Origin of the sequence: Erythrobacter sp. YT30 (assembly GCF_001542875.1) — a bacterium.
GTDB lineage: Bacteria > Pseudomonadota > Alphaproteobacteria > Sphingomonadales > Sphingomonadaceae > Erythrobacter.
Genome location: NZ_LMAF01000002.1, coordinates 906,004 through 922,415 on the forward strand (window position 1 = coordinate 906,004; position 16,412 = coordinate 922,415).

Sequence of the window (16,412 nt, forward strand, 5' to 3'; positions counted from 1 at the left end):
GAGGTCGGAGTTTGTGGAAATTTCCGCTCTATTGCCGCCCGATGAACGTTTCGTCCCGATTCCTGAGCAGTTCAACTATTCCACAGCGGGAGAGATTCGATTGTTAAGAACTCCATTGTTAACGCCCGGCCAACTTATAAAAAGACCATTGGGGCGCCCTTGTCGCAAAGAGCTGATAGAAAGCCGCTTACCGAGCGGCTGCAAGAACGTTTTCCTGAGCGCGAGTTTTTTATGCGCTCACAAGGTAATATGCGATTCCTGACCGTAACCACCCGTTTGCAGGTGACCGCCGTAGCAATCTCGCTCGCGGCGGCATTCGTTTGTGTGGCCGCGATGCTGGCGATGGCGTGGGGGCAGTACCGCGCTGAAAGCGATCTTGCGTCCTTCCAAAAGAAATCGGCCCATATTGCGACGACCGAAGAGCGCATCGATGCGTACGGCAATGATCTTGAAAACGTCGTCGAAGAGCTGAAGGCAAAGCAGGACTTCCTCGATGAGACCGTCAGAATGCTGCCGGTCGATGTTACTGACCCCAATACAAACGTCACCGACTCGAGTTCCGAAACTGCTGAAACAGTCGAAAAAATTGGTGCTTTGCTTCCACAGGCGCGCGGCCTTGCTGAAATCGAGGCGCGTCAGATCGCCTTTGTCGAACGGCTCACCCGCTTTGCCGATGCGCGCGCGAGAAAGGCCGAAGAGGCGATGCGCAAGCTTAACCTTGATCCCAAGCAGTTAGCGCGCAATGCCGCAAGAACGGGCCGGGCCAGCACGGGTGGTCCGCTCGAATTGCTTGCGACAGCCGCTGATGGATCGATCGATCCGCGGTTTGAACGCCTTGGCCTCAGCCTTGCTCGCATGAACTCGCTTGAACGCGCTCTTGAAGGCATTCCGCATGTCGTGCCTGCGGCACAGGACAAAATCACATCTGATTTCGGTTATCGCCGCGATCCCTTCAATGGCAGGGGCGCGATGCATGGCGGCATTGATTTCAAAGGCAAGATCAACTCGCCGATTTTCGCCGCAGCCACAGGTGAAGTGGTCTTCGCAGGCTGGAAAGGTGGCTATGGACGCGTTATCGATATTCGCCACGCGAACGGCATGGTCACCCGCTACGCTCACCTTTATCGGATTGGCGTGAAAGTTGGCGATGCGGTACAGGCTGGCGACACGATTGGCGGCCTTGGCAGTTCAGGGCGATCAACCGGGCCGCACCTGCACTTTGAAGTTCGCATAAACGACAAAGCGGTCAATCCGCGCCCATTTTTGGAGAGTGCCTCCGATGTTCTCAAGGAAGTCAGAGCAACCAGTGGAGCCTCAAAGCCCCGCACCGCAACCGCAGCCAAAGCAAGCCGCTAAATCTCAAGGAAGACAAATGCCTTCATCCAATTCGACCTTTTCCGTCCTCGGCTCGGATGTCGTCATAAAAGGCGATATCAGCGCGTCTGCTGATCTGCACATTGACGGCACAGTGGAAGGCGATATCAAGTGCGCGTCAATCGTGCAGGGCGAAGGCAGCAACATCAGCGGCAGCGTGATGGCAGAAACCGCTCGGCTTTCCGGCAAGGTAGCCGGATCCATCACGGCTCGCGAGCTGGTGATCCTCAAATCCGCTTTCATCGAAGGTGATGTGCATTATGATGCGCTCACAATCGAACAGGGCGCTCAGGTCGATGGACGCTTTGCCCCCAATGCGCAGCGCCAGGCGAAAAACGAGACACCACGCCCCGTCAAAAAGCCGGACACAGGCGAAGAAAAGCTCCAGATCGCGAGCTAACCCGATTTGAGAGGCGCGCCGGGCTGCGAACCGGCTGCGCTTACAACACTTCGGCTCTCAAAGCCTTTCGGTCGAGCTTGCCGATAATGGTCTTGGGCAGCTCATCTCGGATCACGACTTCATCGACTCTTTCGTGCTTGCCGATCCGCTCATTTAGCCAGTCGCGCAATTCCTCGCCGGTAGCGGTTCCGCCATCGGCAATGGTGACATATGCGCGCGGGACTTCGCCGCGATAATCTTCGGGCACTCCGATCACGAGCGCTTCTTTGACCGCATCGTTTTGAAGGATCACGTCCTCCACGACGCTAGGGAAAACCTTGAACCCTCCGACCGAGATCATGTCCTTGATCCGGTCGACGATCTCTAAAAAGCCATCTTCGTCCATGGTCGCCACATCGCCCGTGCGCAGATAGCGTTTTCCGTCGCGCTCAACGAAGACATCGGCTGCGGCATCGGGCCGGTTCCAATATCCGCGCATGACTTGCGGGCCGTGGATCGCCAGTTCGCCCGGTCCGCCTTCCGGGGCGAGTTTTTCCGGGTCTTCCTTGTCGAGTAGAAGGATTTCGGTCCCCGCAACCAATTGCCCGATCGTGCCTTTTTTGCGCGCTCCGTCATACGGATTGACCGAGACGACGCCTGCGCTTTCGGTGAGGCCATAGCCTTCCACCAGGCGAACGCCTGTCTCTTCTTCGAATTTCGCGTGGATTGGCGCGGGCATTGGGGCGCCGCCTGAAATGCATACGCGCAGCGAAGACAGGTCGGTTGAGGAGAGCTTGGGATGATCGAGCAGCGCCTGAAACATTGTCGGCACGCCGGGAAAGCCTGTTGCCTTGTACTTCTCGATCGTCTCGAGAACCTGACCTGCATCAAAGCGCGGTACCATCGCAATCGAGGCTCCGCTGGCGACGGCATGGTTCAAAAGGCTGGTGTTCGCGAAAACGTGAAAAAACGGCAGCGCTCCCATGAATACTTCGGCGCGCGGATTGCCGAACGGATTGATCGCGGCAGTCTGCTGCGCATTTACGGTGAGCTGGTCATGCCCCAGCATCGCGCCTTTGGGCCTGCCGGTTGTGCCCCCTGTGTACTGGAGCAGAGCGAGATCATCGGCGGTCACTTCGGGTAGGTTCGCGCTGGCTGCGGCGGTGCAATCCTTCCACGCCTTGATCTGCGGCCCGTAGTCGACATTTGCAAACTGGCTGCGCTTGAAGAGCTTCAGCGCTGTGCCCTTGATCCAGGGAAGCATGTCGGACAGCCGGCCAACCACCAGCGTTTCAAGCTGTGACGCGGCAAGCACCTTGGATGCGGTATCATAAAGTTCGGGCACATCAAGCGTCACCAGAACTTTGGTACCGCTATCCTCAACCTGCCAGCTCAATTCCTCGACCGAATAGAGCGGCGAGAAATTGACCACCACCGCGCCCGCCATCATCGCGCCGTAATACCCTGCGGCATAGATCGGGACGTTGGGCAGAAACAGACCGACCCGGTCGCCCTTTTCGATGCCCATTGCAATCAGGCCTGCGGCAAAGCGGTTCGACTCGTCCCAGATCTCGCCATACGAATAGGTGCGTCCGAGAAAATGCAGAAAGGGCGCGTCGCGATCGTACTGGACTGAACGCTCCAGCAGATCGGGCAAGGTCATCGGCGCGAACGTGGTGTCCCAGGGCGTGGGGTGATTATAGGTGTGCGAACTGACATTCATGTCAGCGTGGTTTGGCGACTAAGCCCCGCACACTCAAGGAAAACCGCACCGCAAGACACGCCAAACGGGCAAATTTACATCCATTCCGCCGCAGAATGCCGATTGGAGATGAGATCACCTCCAAATCGGCCCGCGAGAATGCGAAATTACCCGTTCTGCTGTTCTTCGGATGCTTCTTCGGTCTCTGGCGCAGCGGGTTCAGCCGGTGCAGCAAATGCAGCATCCGGATCAGCAGCGGCGGCAGCAGCTTCTTCTTCGCCTTCCGCTTCACGGCGCGCGGCAAGCCATGCTTCAGCTTCTGCTTCTTGCGCCGCTTCGGCGGCAGCTTTGGCATTCGCTTCGCGTTCGGCGCGCAGCTCCTCGATCAGCTTGTCTTTTTCAGAGCGGTTATCGCCGCCTTCTTCGGGCGCAGCCTCCGTTTCGATGCCGGCTCGCTTCGCCGCCTTGGCGACAACCGCGTCAAGCTCGCGCTGCGAACACAGACCAAGGGTTACAGGATCCTTGGGCTGGATATTCTGGATGTTCCAGTGTGTGCGCTCTTTAATCGCGCCGATGGTGTTGCGCGTCGTACCGATGAGCTTCGAGATTTGCGCATCGGAAACTTCGGGGTGGTTGCGCAGGATCCAGGCGATGCCGTCAGGCTTATCCTGACGCTTTGATACCGGCGTGTAACGAGGGCCTTTTGTGCGAGTTACCTCAACAGGCGCCTTGTGCATTTTGAGCGCGTATTCCGAATCTTCTTCGCCGAGCTTGATCTCGTCGAGCGTCAACTCGCCCGCATGGACAGGATCGCGGCCCGTATATTTGCTGCCGGCAAGATCATCGGCCATCGCCTGCACTTCGAGAATGTGGAGGCCGCAAAATTCGGCAATCTGCTCAAAAGAGAGGCCGGTGTGATCGACCAGCCATGTGGCGGTCGCATGCGGCATGAGTGGTTTGGGCTGGTCTTTGGCAGCCATGGAAATTCTCCGTAAAATAAGAAGGGCCGCCCCTTACCGGAGCGGCCATTGCACGAAGGCAAATAGGCGAAGACGGCGCAAACGGCAAGGCAATCTGCACCGCGCTTTCAAATCAGGCTGCTATTCAGGTCGCGGGGAGCGCCTGCAAGGCCACGGTTTCTTCTTCGCGCAGCGCCACCAGACCGGCGAGGAACTGGCGTGTTGCGGCCTCCCAACTGTAGCTCGCGCCATATTTGGCGCAGGCCTTTGGATTGCAATCGCGCGCAACGTGAATCGCGCGGGCCAAATCATTGTCCATCGCGCCGACTTCGGAATGAATGATATCAACGGGTCCCGGAACGGGGAAGGCGGCCACCGGCGTTCCGCAAGCCAGCGCTTCGATCATCACTAGGCCAAACGTGTCGGTCTTGCTTGGAAAGACGAATACGTCCGCGCCTGCATAGCACCCGGCAAGATCAACTCCGGTACGCTTCCCAAGGAAAAGCGCGTGCGGGAATTTTGCCTTTAGTTCTGCGAGAGCCGGACCATCGCCAACCAAAACCTTCGTTCCCGGATAATCACAGGTCAGGAAGGCTTCGATGTTCTTCTCAATTGCGATCCGCCCGACATAAAGAAGGATAGGCCCGTCAATCTGAGCGTATTCGGGTGGCGGCGGCGCGTCGGGCGAAAAGCATGCCAAATCAACACCGCGGCTCCAATGGCTCAAGTGATTGAGACCGTGCTCGCGCAATTGCTCCCTGATGGTTTCGGTCGCGACCATGATGCGCTGAGCCGGGCGATGAAACCAGCGTATGTACGGCCAGAAAAGATCGGCAGAAAGCCGGGTGCGGCGCGCGAAGTAATCGGGAAACTGCGTGTGATACGCTGTGGTGAAAGGCACTTTCCGCCCCAAGCAGTACCGCCTCGCAGCAAAGCCCAAGGGGCCTTCCGTGGCGATATGAACAGCGTCCGGCTTCGTCCTCGCAAGCGCGCGGCCGGTCGCTCCCGGCCATGTAAGCGCCAGCCTGATTTCAGGGTAGGTGGGCGCGGGAAACGACATGTACTGATCGGGCGAAATCACTGTGACTTCGTGCCCCCATTGACGCAGGATGTCGCATGTCGTCGACAGTGTGCGCACCACGCCGTTGACCTGCGGGTGCCATGCATCTGTTACGATCGCGATGGAGCGAGGTGTGGGGTGTCCGGACGAGCCTCTCATGCTGCCTCCTTTGCCGGATCAGGCGCTGCCTCCGGCTCAGGCGAAGACTGCTTATCCAGGGCCGCTTCGCGTTGGCTCATTTCGTCGGCCCAGTTCAGAATCTCCATTCTGCCGTCTTCATGCTCGACGAGCGCATTGCACCCTTCGACCCAATCGCCGTCGTTCCAGTATTCAACGCTTTTCCCGGCAAACTCGAACTCACGGAATTCAGCGGTGTGAATGTGTCCGCACACGACGCCATCAACGCCGCGTTCCCCAGCCGCCTTGGCGACGACCTCTTCGTATTTGCCGATGAATTCGACCGACTTTTTGACCTTGTGCTTGGCGGCCTTAGCAAGCGACCAATACGGTTTGCCCAGCGCATTGCGCACTGCATTCACCAGCACGTTCAATTGCATTGCCGCGCGATAGGTCCAATCACCAACGAACGCGAGCCAGCGGTGGGACTGCATAACAGCGTCGAATTCATCGCCGTGCAAAACCATCAAACGGCGGCCATCGGCGGTGTTGTGGAAAGCGGCGCGGCGGATCTCGATCCCGCCAAAATTCAACCCGGTGAACTGGCGAAACATTTCATCATGATTGCCCGGAATATAGATTATGTGTGTTCCGCGCTTGGCCCGCTTCAAGATGCGCCAAACAACATCGTTATGCGCAGGCGGCCAGTAAAACTTCTTCTTCAGACGCCAGCCATCCACAATATCGCCGACCAGATACATAATCTCTGAATCGGTTCGATCGAGGAAATCGATCAGCATATCAGCGTTGCAGCCTCTGGTGCCCAGATGGATATCGCTGATCCAGATCGTCCTGAATTTGCGACGCTCAGGCCCTCCCGCTTCGGGAGTGGCGGGTTCAGGGATCGCGGGATTGCTGCGACGAATATCGGCGATCTTGGCAAGGCCGGAGCCAAAATCAGCAGCGTCGGGGTTCGGCAGATCAATCATCAAGAGTCCTTCGGCTTTGCGAGCTCCTGTGCAAAAGCCCTTAGCCGTGGTTTGTTACAGGAGATTCACACCTGCGTGACGGTTTTGCGTCATTCCACAGATATGATCTCAGTTCATCCAGCGCGTTTCGTGCGCGACCCCTGTGAACAAATGCTACACCAAAATTAAGACCAATGCGCAAGGCTGTGCAAAGGATCAGTCGGACGCAACATCCAATATGATTTTGCCGATGTGCTGGCCTGCCTCCATGCGGGCATGGGCAGCGGCGGCCTCAGCCAATGGAAATGTCTGATCCATCACCGGGGAAAGCTCGCCATTGGTAAAAAGCGGCCATGCGGTGTGCGCGATTTCGTGGGCAAGCGCCGCTTTGAATGCATCGGAGCGCGGGCGCAGCGTCGATCCCGTCAATGTTAATCGCCGCATCATCACCATCGGCATGAACAGTTCGGCCTTTGCTCCTCCCAGAACGGCAATCGTAACATGGCGGCCATCTTCAGCAAGGCATTTGAGATTGCGCGGGACATAATCGCCTGAAACCATGTCGAGCACGATATCAACGCCCGCGCCATCGGTGCGGGTCTGGACCGCTTCAACGAAATCGGTTTCGCGGTAATTGATCGCCAGGTCAGCGCCAACCTTGCGCGCGGCTTCACATTTCGACTCATCCCCGCACGTCACGATGACCGAAAGCCCGAATGCTTTTGCGAGCATAATCGCCATAGTGCCGATGCCCGATGTCCCGCCATGGACCAGCAGGCTTTCACCATCACGCGCCATGCCGCGTTCAAAGACATTGTGCCACACGGTGAAAAGCGTTTCGGGGAGCGCTGCGGCCTCGGCCAGATCCATATTGTCAGGAACGGGCAAGCAATGCTGCCACGGCGCAGCACAAAATTCAGCGTAGCCGCCGCCAGGTGTAAGCGCGGCAACGCGGCGGCCGAGCATGTCATCGGGAACACTACTGCCGATTGCGACGACATGGCCGGAGACTTCTAGGCCGAGGACTGGGGAAGCACCGGGAGGGGCGGGATAATGACCTGCGCGCTGGATGCAGTCGGGCCGATTAACCCCTGCAAATGCCACTTTGATAAGGACATCGTGATCGCCGATGTCTGGGACCGCAATCTCTTCCACAGCAAGCACGTCAGGCCCGCCCGGTGCATCGAAGCCAATTGCTCGCATTGATTGAGGCAATTTTGAAGAGTCAGTCTTGGGCGTCGCAGCCATTCAATTCCCCCCGATTCGGCACATTGACAAAGCTGTCTGGCTTTTGCCTGTGTGGCGAGTTTGATGCGCACTCACAATCATCTGGGCGAATACCGATCAAGCCGATTGACAGCAAGCGGCGTGTCTTGCGATGTTGCAGGTAATGGATATCGATGATCTGCCACGCCCCAAGGGCGATGCGGCGAGCCGGCTTGCCGGTGAAGATCTTGGGCCATACTCACAAGACGAGCTGACCGAGCGGATCACGCTTCTCGAAGCGGAGGTCGCGCGTGTCAAAGAGCATCGCGATAAGGCGAATGCCCACCGCGCAGCGGCTGATGCCTTATTCGGCAAGAGTTCAAGTTGAGGCAAACGGGCGGCCTTTACCTGGCAAAGCCAACACAGCGCTCGCAATTGCGCACAAGTGCACCATATAGATTTCATCAGGCGTTAAGCGCCTATCTCCATGCTCCCTCTCCCGGAGCTTTTTCCGCACGCTGATAGAGACCTTTCAAATGCCCAGTTTTGCCCAAAATCTTGAACGAACTCTTCACAACGCACTCGGCCATGCGTCAGAGCGGCGCCACGAATATGCGACGCTAGAGCACTTGTTGCTTGCGCTGATCGACGATGAAGATGGCGCGCAGGTTATGGCGGCATGCGGGGTCGATTTGGCTGAGCTGGGCGAAGTTGTAAAACAGTATCTCGATCAGGAATATCAGTCGCTTAAAACCGAAGAAGACGCCGATCCGCAGCCCACTGCCGGTTTCCAGCGCGTGATCCAGCGTGCGATCCTGCACGTGCAGTCTTCGGGTAAAGATACAGTGACAGGCGCAAACGTGCTGGTCGCTCTGTTTTCTGAGCGCGATTCCTACGCCGTCTATTTCCTCCAACAGCAGGATATGAGCCGACTCGACGCGGTGAGCTACATCAGCCACGGCATCGGCAAAGGCGGTCGGCAGATAGAGAGCAAAACGCCTGCGTCGAACGAAGAGGGCGCTGCCGAAGCAGAGGCTGCCAAGGAAGGCGGCAACAAGAAAGAGACCGCTCTTGATCAGTTCACCGTTAATCTCAACGCCAAAGCTGAAGCGGGCAAAGTCGACCCGCTGATCGGTCGCGGCCCGGAAGTTGATCGCACTGTCCAGATCCTGTGCCGCCGCAGCAAAAACAATCCGCTTTATGTCGGCGATCCCGGCGTTGGTAAAACCGCGATTGCCGAAGGTCTCGCGCGCAAGATCATCGAAGGCGATGTGCCTGAAGTGCTTGCGCCAGCAGTGATCTATTCGCTCGACATGGGCGCATTGCTTGCAGGCACGCGGTATCGCGGCGATTTCGAAGAACGCCTGAAGCAGGTCGTAACCGAGCTCGAAGGCATGCCCGATGCCATCCTGTTCATTGACGAGATTCACACCGTTATCGGCGCTGGTGCGACCAGTGGCGGGGCGATGGATGCGTCCAACCTTCTAAAGCCAGCGCTTTCCGGCGGGACGATCCGCTGCATCGGTTCGACCACCTACAAGGAATTCCGCAATCACTTCGAAAAGGATCGCGCGCTGCTGCGTCGCTTCCAGAAAATCGACGTGAATGAGCCGACAATTGAGGACACCGTCAAAATCCTCAAAGGTTTGCGCAGCGCATTTGAAGAGCATCACGGCGTTAAATACACGCCTGACGCGCTGAAAACGGCGGTCGAGCTATCCTCACGCTACATCAATGATCGCAAACTGCCCGATAAGGCGATCGATGTGATTGACGAAGTGGGCGCGATGCAGATGCTTGTGCCACCAAGCCGCCGGAAGAAGAAAATCACCGCCAAGGAAATCGAAGCTGTGATTGCAACAATGGCGCGCATCCCGCCCAAATCCGTTTCGAAAGATGACAAGAAAGCACTCGAAAATCTTGAGCGCGATCTGAAGCATGTCGTCTTCGGCCAGGATGAGGCAATCACGCGCCTGTCCACCGCAATGAAACTGTCCCGCGCTGGTCTGCGCGATCCGGACAAGCCCATTGGCTCGTTCCTGTTCTCCGGCCCCACCGGTGTCGGTAAGACCGAAGTTGCGCGTCAGCTTGCTTCGATCATGGGGATCGAATTGAAGCGCTTCGATATGTCCGAATATATGGAACGTCACAGCGTTTCGCGCCTCATCGGTGCGCCTCCGGGCTATGTCGGTTACGATCAGGGCGGCCTTTTGACCGATGCGATCGATCAAAACCCGCATTGCGTACTGCTGCTTGATGAAATCGAGAAGGCCCACCCGGACCTGTTTAACATTCTGCTGCAGGTCATGGATAATGGCCGTTTGACTGACCACCACGGCAAGACAGTCGATTTCCGCAATGTCGTGCTGATCATGACAACCAATGCGGGCGCATCCGACATGGCGCGCCAGGGCATCGGCTTTGGCGATGTGTCGAAGGAGGATGCGGGTTCAGAAGCGGTGAAGAAGATGTTCACGCCGGAATTCCGCAACCGTTTGGATGCGATTGTGCCGTTTGCCTATCTCGGCAAATCAACCGTTGCGCGCGTCGTCGACAAGTTCATCCTTGAGCTTGAGCTGCAGCTCGCTGAACAGAACGTCCACATCCAGTTCGACAGCGATGCCCGCGATTGGCTCGCCGATAAGGGCTATGACAAGCTCTATGGCGCGCGTCCGATGGGCCGGCTCATTCAGGACAAGATCAAACAACCGCTCGCCGAAGAGCTGCTGTTTGGCAAGCTCGCCGATGGCGGCGAGGTGCATGTCAGCATCAAGGATGGCAAGCCAGCCTTTGAGCTATCGCCAGCACCACCAAAGGCATCGGCCAAGCGCAAGACGGCGGCCAAGAAGAAGCCCGCAGCCAAAAAGTCTGAGCCCAAAGGTGGTCCGGACAGCAAACCTGAAGCGTCAGGCAACGCAACAGGCGGAGAAGCCAGCTAATTCGACAAGCGGCACTGGCATTCTGCCACCATATGTGATTGATCGGGCCCCAGGTTATTCAACTTGGGGCCCGTTTTCATGAAGCACACTTTTCTGGCGTCCGCCGCTGCCGCCTTCTCGCTCACCTTTGCCGCGCAGCCCGCATTGGCTGACGATCATGAGGAAAAGGATCCCGCAGCCGAAGCGCGCACTTTCAGCGGCGATGACATTTTTGATCTGACCGTCGGCACCGATCCGCAGATCAGCCCCGATGGCAGGCAAATCGCCTATGTCCGGCGCGCCAATGACATAATGACCGATGGCGTCAAAAGCACCATCTGGCTGATTGATGTGGCAAGCGGGACGGAAACCCCTCTGGTCGCTGGCGAAGGATCGCATTCCAGCCCGCGCTGGTCGGACGATGGTTCGAAACTCGCCTACATCTCGACTGCGAGCGGTGGTGGTCCGGAACTGCATGTGCGTTGGATGCGGTCGGGTGCGAGCGCAAACATCACAGCGCTTCCCGAAGGACCAAGCGGTGTCACTTGGTCGCCCGATGGCACACAACTCGCTTTCACAGCCCGTGTTCCGGGCAAAGGCCTTGTCCTTGGCGCAACGCCTGCAAAGCCTGAAGGCGCGGAATGGGGCAAGCCGCTTCAGGTCATCGACAAGGTCACCTACCGCCGTGACGGAGGCAGTTATGTGAAGCCGGGCACGGTGCAGCTGTTTGTCGTGAGCGCCAAAGGCGGCGCACCGCGGCAGTTGACCTTTGGCGAATACAGCAATGGCGGCGCGGTCGAATGGTCGCCTGATGGCTCGAAACTCTATTACAGCGCCAATCGCAGCGAGGATTGGGAGCTGGAGCCGCTGCGCGCGCAGATCTATTCGCTCGATGTGGCAAGCGGCGCAATCGCCCAGATCACCGATCGGGTGGGGCCCGATTTCGGCGCGCAGGTCTCCCCTGATGGACGGCAGATCGCCTATCTTGGCTTTGACGATGTGGGCAATGCATTCGACCAAACCAATCTCTACGTTATGAACGCCGATGGCTCTGGTTCGCGCCAGCTTGCGAGCGATCTCGACCGTGGGATTGATGGGATCGAGTGGACCGATAGCGGCCTTTACGCAAGCTATGAGGATGATGGCGAACATCGCGTCGCGCGGGTTAGCCTCAATGGCAATGTCTCCCCGCTCGCGCCGCGGATTGGCAGCCCCTATTACGCGCTTCCCTATACGGGCGGGCAATGGTCCGTCAGCGATGGCGGTGCGATTGCGTTCACCACCGCCAGTTCTGTGAGACCGCCTGACATTGGCGTATCCTCGCGTGGCCGCACGCGGACGCTCACATCGCTCAACGAAGTGAGCCTTGGCGGGAAAGACCTTGGCGAAACGCGAGAGCTTTCTGTGACCGCAGCCGATGGAACGACTATCCCTGCCTGGATACAGCTTCCGCACGGATATAAAGACGGCGACACCGTTCCAATGATTCTCGAAATGCATGGCGGTCCATACGCTGCTTATGGTCCGGAATTTTCGGCCGACTACCATCTGTACAACGCCGCCGGATACGCCGTGCTGTTCACCAATCCGGGCGGTTCGACCGGGTATGGCGAAGCGTTTGCCGACCGGATCGAGGACAATTACCCGATCAGCAATCATGATGAACTGATGACGGCAGTCGATGCGGCCATCGCAGCAGGATATGCCAAAGAGGATGACCTCTATGTCACTGGCGGCTCCGGCGGCGGTATCCTTACCGCTTGGGTTGTCGGAAAGACGACCCGGTTCAAGGCCGCAGCCGCGCATAAGCCCGTCATCAACTGGGTGAGCCAAGCGCTTATGGCGGACGGTGTTCCCTTCTTCGGGCGCTATTGGATGGGCGGTCAGCCTTGGGAACGGCCAGACCATTACTGGGAGCGCGGTCCGCTTTCGATCGTCAACAATGTGACCACGCCAACGCTGGTTCTGGTTGGCGCAGATGATTACCGCACACCGCGCAGCGAGGCGGAGCAATTCTATGGCGCGCTGAAACTGGTGGGCGTGGATACGGCGCTCGTCGTGACGCCTGATTCCAGCCACAACAACCTTAGCCAAACGCCCAGCCAGCAAGCCGCTCGTACGGCGAGCGTGATTGCGTGGTTCGACAGGTACCGCAAAGGCGAAGAGGCAAGCGCCGAGGATTGATTTGGGAACGGGCGCGCGGGGCCAACGGTTGAACAACCGATGAGCGCGCCCTTTTCCTGGATCCGGCCCGAACCGTGGGGCGTCCATATTGTCCCTGCCGATGTCTGGATTGATCCTGGCCGCGCGGTGGACAAGGCATTGGTCACGCATGGCCATGCCGATCACGCGCGCGGTGGGCACGGCGAAACGGTGGCAACGCCCGAAACGCTTGCCATCATGGAGCTGAGATACCGCACCGGCGCCGAGGATGACGCTGGCGACATTCCGCACAAGGCCATCCCGGTTGCATATGGCGAAACCATCCGGCTCGGCGGGGGCGTCGATGCGACCTACATCCCGGCAGGCCACGTTTTAGGCTCAGCGCAAATCCTTCTGGAGCATGCTGGCGAGCGGGTTGTCATCACGGGCGATTACAAACGGCGCGCCGATCCAACATGCGCTCCGTTTGAGGTAACGCCGTGCGATATCTTTATCACCGAGGCGACCTTTGGCCTCCCCGTGTTCACTCATCCTCCGATTGAGGAGGAGATGGGAAAATTGCTCGCGGCGCTCTCAACCAACCCTGAGGCATGCGTTCTTGTGGGTGCTTATGCGCTCGGAAAAGCGCAGCGGGTGATTGCTGAATTGCGGCTCGCCGGTCATCACGATCCGATATATCTGCATGGCGCAATGGAGAAGATGTGCCGCCTCTATGAAGAGCACGGAGTTGATCTGGGCGACCTGCGTCTCGTCAGCGATCACACTAAGGACGATATGCGAGGGGCCATCATCATCGCTCCTCCATCTGCGCTGAATGATCGCTGGTCGCGGCGTCTGCCCGATCCGATCACCGCCATGGCTTCCGGATGGATGCGTGTGCGCGGGCGCGCACGCCAGCGCGGGGTCGAATTGCCGCTGGTCATCTCGGACCATGCGGACTGGAATGAACTCACGCAGACAATCGAAGAAGTGAATCCAGCCGAGACTTGGATCACCCATGGCCGCGAAGAGGCGCTGCTCCGGTGGTGCGAGCTTGGCCAGCGCAAGGCCCGCGCGTTGGCCTTAGTCGGACGCGAGGATGAGGATGAGTGACGCGTTCTCTGGCTGCAGGCACGGATAGATGAAAGCCTTCGCAACCTTGCTCGATACGCTGGTCTACACCACCAGCCGTAATCGCAAGCTCGCGCTTATTGCCGAGTATCTCCGCAATGCGCCCGATCCTGATCGTGGATGGGCCTTGGGAGCGCTCACAGGAGAGCTCGATTTCCCCGCGGTGAAGAGCTCTACCATCCGCAATTTGATGAAGGGTCGGGTGGACCCTGTCTTGTGGACATTGAGCCGGGATTTCGTTGGCGATACGGCAGAGACGGCTAGCCTGCTTTGGCCAAGTACTGATCTGGAAAATAACGATTTTCTTACACTTACGCAGACCGTGGAGACGCTATCCAGTCTCACGCGTGTGAACGCTCACAAAGAAATGCCAAAGCTGCTTGACAGGCTCGATGCCAATGGCCGATTTGCGCTTATCAAATTGGCCACGGGTGGGATGCGGATCGGTGTTTCAGCCCGACTTGCCAAGACCGCGTTTGCGAAGGCCTTTGATGTGTCGCTCGACGATGTCGAGGAGTATTGGCACGCCATTGATCCGCCCTATGCAGAGCTCTTTCAATGGGCCGCCGAAGGAGGCGACCCGCCCGATATTGAGGGGCGTCCAAGGTTCCGTCCCTTCATGCTCGCGCACCCTCTCGAAGACACCAGGGTCGACCTTTCCGACTATGCAGCCGAATGGAAATGGGATGGCATCCGGGTGCAATTGTGCCGGGTGACGGATGCGAATGGCGAAGCGGAAACACGGCTCTATTCGCGATCGGGCGATGATATCTCTGCAACCTTTCCCGAGCTTCTTGATGTGCTGCCGATGGATGCAGTTCTTGATGGCGAGCTGCTTGTGCGAGGGTCTACCCAAGGCGGCGAAGCAGGGTCAGATAAACAGGGCGGGGCTGCGAGCTTCAACGCTCTTCAACAAAGGCTGGGCCGCAAGACGGTCTCCAAGAAAATGCTCGCCGAGGCGCCTGCCTTTGTCCGTCTCTACGATGCGCTCCTTATCGAAAGCGAGGACCTGCGCGAACATGGATGGGAGAAACGACGCGGGCATCTGGAAAATCTGGTAGAGCGTCTCCCCGATAGCCATTTCGATCTTTCCGCTGTGGTTGAAGCGCGCGATTTCGATCACCTTGCCGAGATCCGCGAGACCGCCCGCGATGAAGCGATTGAGGGGCTGATGCTCAAGCGCCGCGATGCGCCTTACATAGCTGGGCGCAAGGTTGGCCTTTGGTACAAATGGAAACGCGATCCGCTGCTGATCGATTGCGTGCTGATGTATGCGCAGCGTGGCAGCGGTAAGCGATCGAGCTTCTATTCCGACTACACCTTTGGCTGCTGGGCTGGAGACCCGGATCAGGGCGCGGAATTGCTCCCCGTGGGAAAAGCCTATTCTGGCTTTACCGATGCCGAGCTCAAAAAGCTTGATAGGTTGGTTCGCCAGACAACGCTCAACCGCTTTGGACCCGTGCGCGAAGTGGAGAGAACTCTGGTGTTCGAAGTGGCATTCGACAGCGTCCATACTTCCAAACGTCACAAGTCAGGCCTCGCCATGCGCTTTCCGCGCATCCATCGCATTCGCTGGGACAAACCCGTGCACGAAGCGGATCGGATTGACGCATTGAAAGCGCTGGTCCCCGACTGAGTGTCGCATATAAGTTGCAAATCAAAACTTTCCTGTTATGTCTTGAGCGAACGGGAGAACCAATCATGAATGCCAAAGACCTACTCGTCCCAACCCAGCGCCAAATGCTCGGCACGCTGAAAGGTTTGCTCGCCAAGGCTGCGGCCGATCCGCGCGGCGATGCCCTGCTCTCAGCGCGGCTTGCCGAAGACATGCACCCGCTCAGTGTTCAAGTCCGCTTCCTCTGCAATATGGTTGGCGAAGCGATGGCGCGCATTGCGGGGATCGAATTCACTTCAAGCGAGGATGACCCCGCAACAATTGCCGCAGCGCAGGCCCGCGTGGATGAAACGCTCATGCAATTGGCGGAATGGGAAAACTTCAAATTTGTCGCCGATGATGCGGCTATTGAACTCGCAATTCCCAACGGGATGACGTTCGATATGACGGCGGCGGAATATGTGCGCGACTGGTCTGTGCCGCAATTCTACTTTCATACGATGGCAGCCTATTCGATCCTGCGCAAAGAAGGCATCGAAGTCGGCAAAGCAGATTTCGTACCGTATATGATGCGATACATCAGGGCGCCCGCTAGCTGAAGAGGCGCTTTCCTACTTCTGTAACCGCCGCCATGCTTCGCGCGGCTCTTTCTGATCGTTAGCCCTCAAACACGTTGCAAAAAACTCAGTTCTTTTTGCAGAACGCAATCACGCGGGCTGGAAAAGGCTGCTGCCCCCCTGTCCGTCACCCAGCTCACAATGCAGCTTTATCATTGTTTTTCAAAACTTTGTGATGAGTAGCTTAAGGTGACAGGGTGTCACCTTTGTCACCCTAAAAGCGC

Annotated in this window: 13 protein-coding genes; 8 read left to right on the forward strand and 5 right to left on the reverse strand. The window is 57.9% G+C overall.

All coding sequences use genetic code 11. The annotated features are described in order from the left end of the window. Positions 1-249 precede the first annotated feature (249 nt). Complete coding sequence (locus tag AUC45_RS08945) at positions 250-1,356, forward strand: M23 family metallopeptidase (RefSeq protein WP_233998631.1); 1,107 nt, start codon at positions 250-252, stop codon at positions 1,354-1,356. A 16-nt stretch (positions 1,357-1,372) separates the two neighbouring features. Then, positions 1,373-1,774 carry a polymer-forming cytoskeletal protein gene (locus tag AUC45_RS08950; RefSeq protein ID WP_067601279.1) on the forward strand — a complete coding sequence of 134 codons (402 nt, stop codon included), beginning with the start codon at positions 1,373-1,375 and terminating at the stop codon, positions 1,772-1,774. Positions 1,775-1,814: 40 nt separating this feature from the next. Here the strand turns inward: AUC45_RS08950 and AUC45_RS08955 are convergent, their stop codons facing one another. The 5 genes from AUC45_RS08955 to AUC45_RS08975 form a co-directional block, all read right to left on the reverse strand. Next, positions 1,815-3,476: a long-chain fatty acid--CoA ligase gene (locus tag AUC45_RS08955; RefSeq protein ID WP_067601282.1), complete on the reverse strand. Its 1,662-nt coding sequence runs from the start codon at positions 3,474-3,476 to the stop codon at positions 1,815-1,817. A gap of 146 nt (positions 3,477-3,622) precedes the next feature. Further along, complete coding sequence (locus AUC45_RS08960; RefSeq protein WP_067601285.1) at positions 3,623-4,435, reverse strand: DUF1013 domain-containing protein; 813 nt, start codon at positions 4,433-4,435, stop codon at positions 3,623-3,625. A 124-nt stretch (positions 4,436-4,559) separates the two neighbouring features. Then, positions 4,560-5,633: a glycosyltransferase family 1 protein gene (locus AUC45_RS08965; protein ID WP_067601288.1), complete on the reverse strand. Its 1,074-nt coding sequence runs from the start codon at positions 5,631-5,633 to the stop codon at positions 4,560-4,562. After that, positions 5,630-6,580: a UDP-2,3-diacylglucosamine diphosphatase gene (locus AUC45_RS08970; RefSeq protein ID WP_067601292.1), complete on the reverse strand. Its 951-nt coding sequence runs from the start codon at positions 6,578-6,580 to the stop codon at positions 5,630-5,632. The genes AUC45_RS08965 and AUC45_RS08970 overlap by 4 nt, the downstream gene beginning before the upstream one ends. Positions 6,581-6,775: 195 nt before the next feature. Beyond that, the gene (locus AUC45_RS08975) at positions 6,776-7,807 is read right to left on the reverse strand and encodes an NAD(P)H-quinone oxidoreductase (RefSeq protein WP_233998632.1); all 1,032 of its coding nucleotides are present in this window, start codon (positions 7,805-7,807) and stop codon (positions 6,776-6,778) included. A 130-nt stretch (positions 7,808-7,937) separates the two neighbouring features. On the opposite strand from AUC45_RS08975, the gene AUC45_RS08980 reads away from it, so the two are divergent. The 6 genes from AUC45_RS08980 (at position 7,938) to AUC45_RS09005 (ending at position 16,170) form a co-directional block, all read left to right on the forward strand. Beyond that, a complete protein-coding gene (locus AUC45_RS08980; protein ID WP_369815239.1) occupies positions 7,938-8,153 on the forward strand; it encodes a DUF1192 domain-containing protein in 216 nt (71 codons plus the stop codon). Between the two features lie 148 nt (positions 8,154-8,301). Next, complete coding sequence (clpA, locus tag AUC45_RS08985) at positions 8,302-10,704, forward strand: ATP-dependent Clp protease ATP-binding subunit ClpA (RefSeq protein WP_067601298.1); 2,403 nt, start codon at positions 8,302-8,304, stop codon at positions 10,702-10,704. 78 nt (positions 10,705-10,782) lie between these two features. Continuing rightward, positions 10,783-12,867 (forward strand): S9 family peptidase, encoded by a 2,085-nt coding sequence (locus AUC45_RS08990; protein ID WP_067601302.1) that lies wholly within the window; start codon positions 10,783-10,785, stop codon positions 12,865-12,867. Positions 12,868-12,906: 39 nt separating this feature from the next. Further along, positions 12,907-13,938, forward strand: coding sequence for a ligase-associated DNA damage response exonuclease (locus AUC45_RS08995; RefSeq protein WP_067601305.1), 1,032 nt, complete (start codon positions 12,907-12,909; stop codon positions 13,936-13,938). A gap of 28 nt (positions 13,939-13,966) precedes the next feature. After that, positions 13,967-15,592 (forward strand): cisplatin damage response ATP-dependent DNA ligase, encoded by a 1,626-nt coding sequence (locus tag AUC45_RS09000; protein ID WP_067601308.1) that lies wholly within the window; start codon positions 13,967-13,969, stop codon positions 15,590-15,592. Positions 15,593-15,657: 65 nt separating this feature from the next. Continuing rightward, complete coding sequence (locus AUC45_RS09005) at positions 15,658-16,170, forward strand: DUF1993 domain-containing protein (protein ID WP_067601311.1); 513 nt, start codon at positions 15,658-15,660, stop codon at positions 16,168-16,170. The last annotated feature ends 242 nt before the right edge of the window (positions 16,171-16,412 follow it).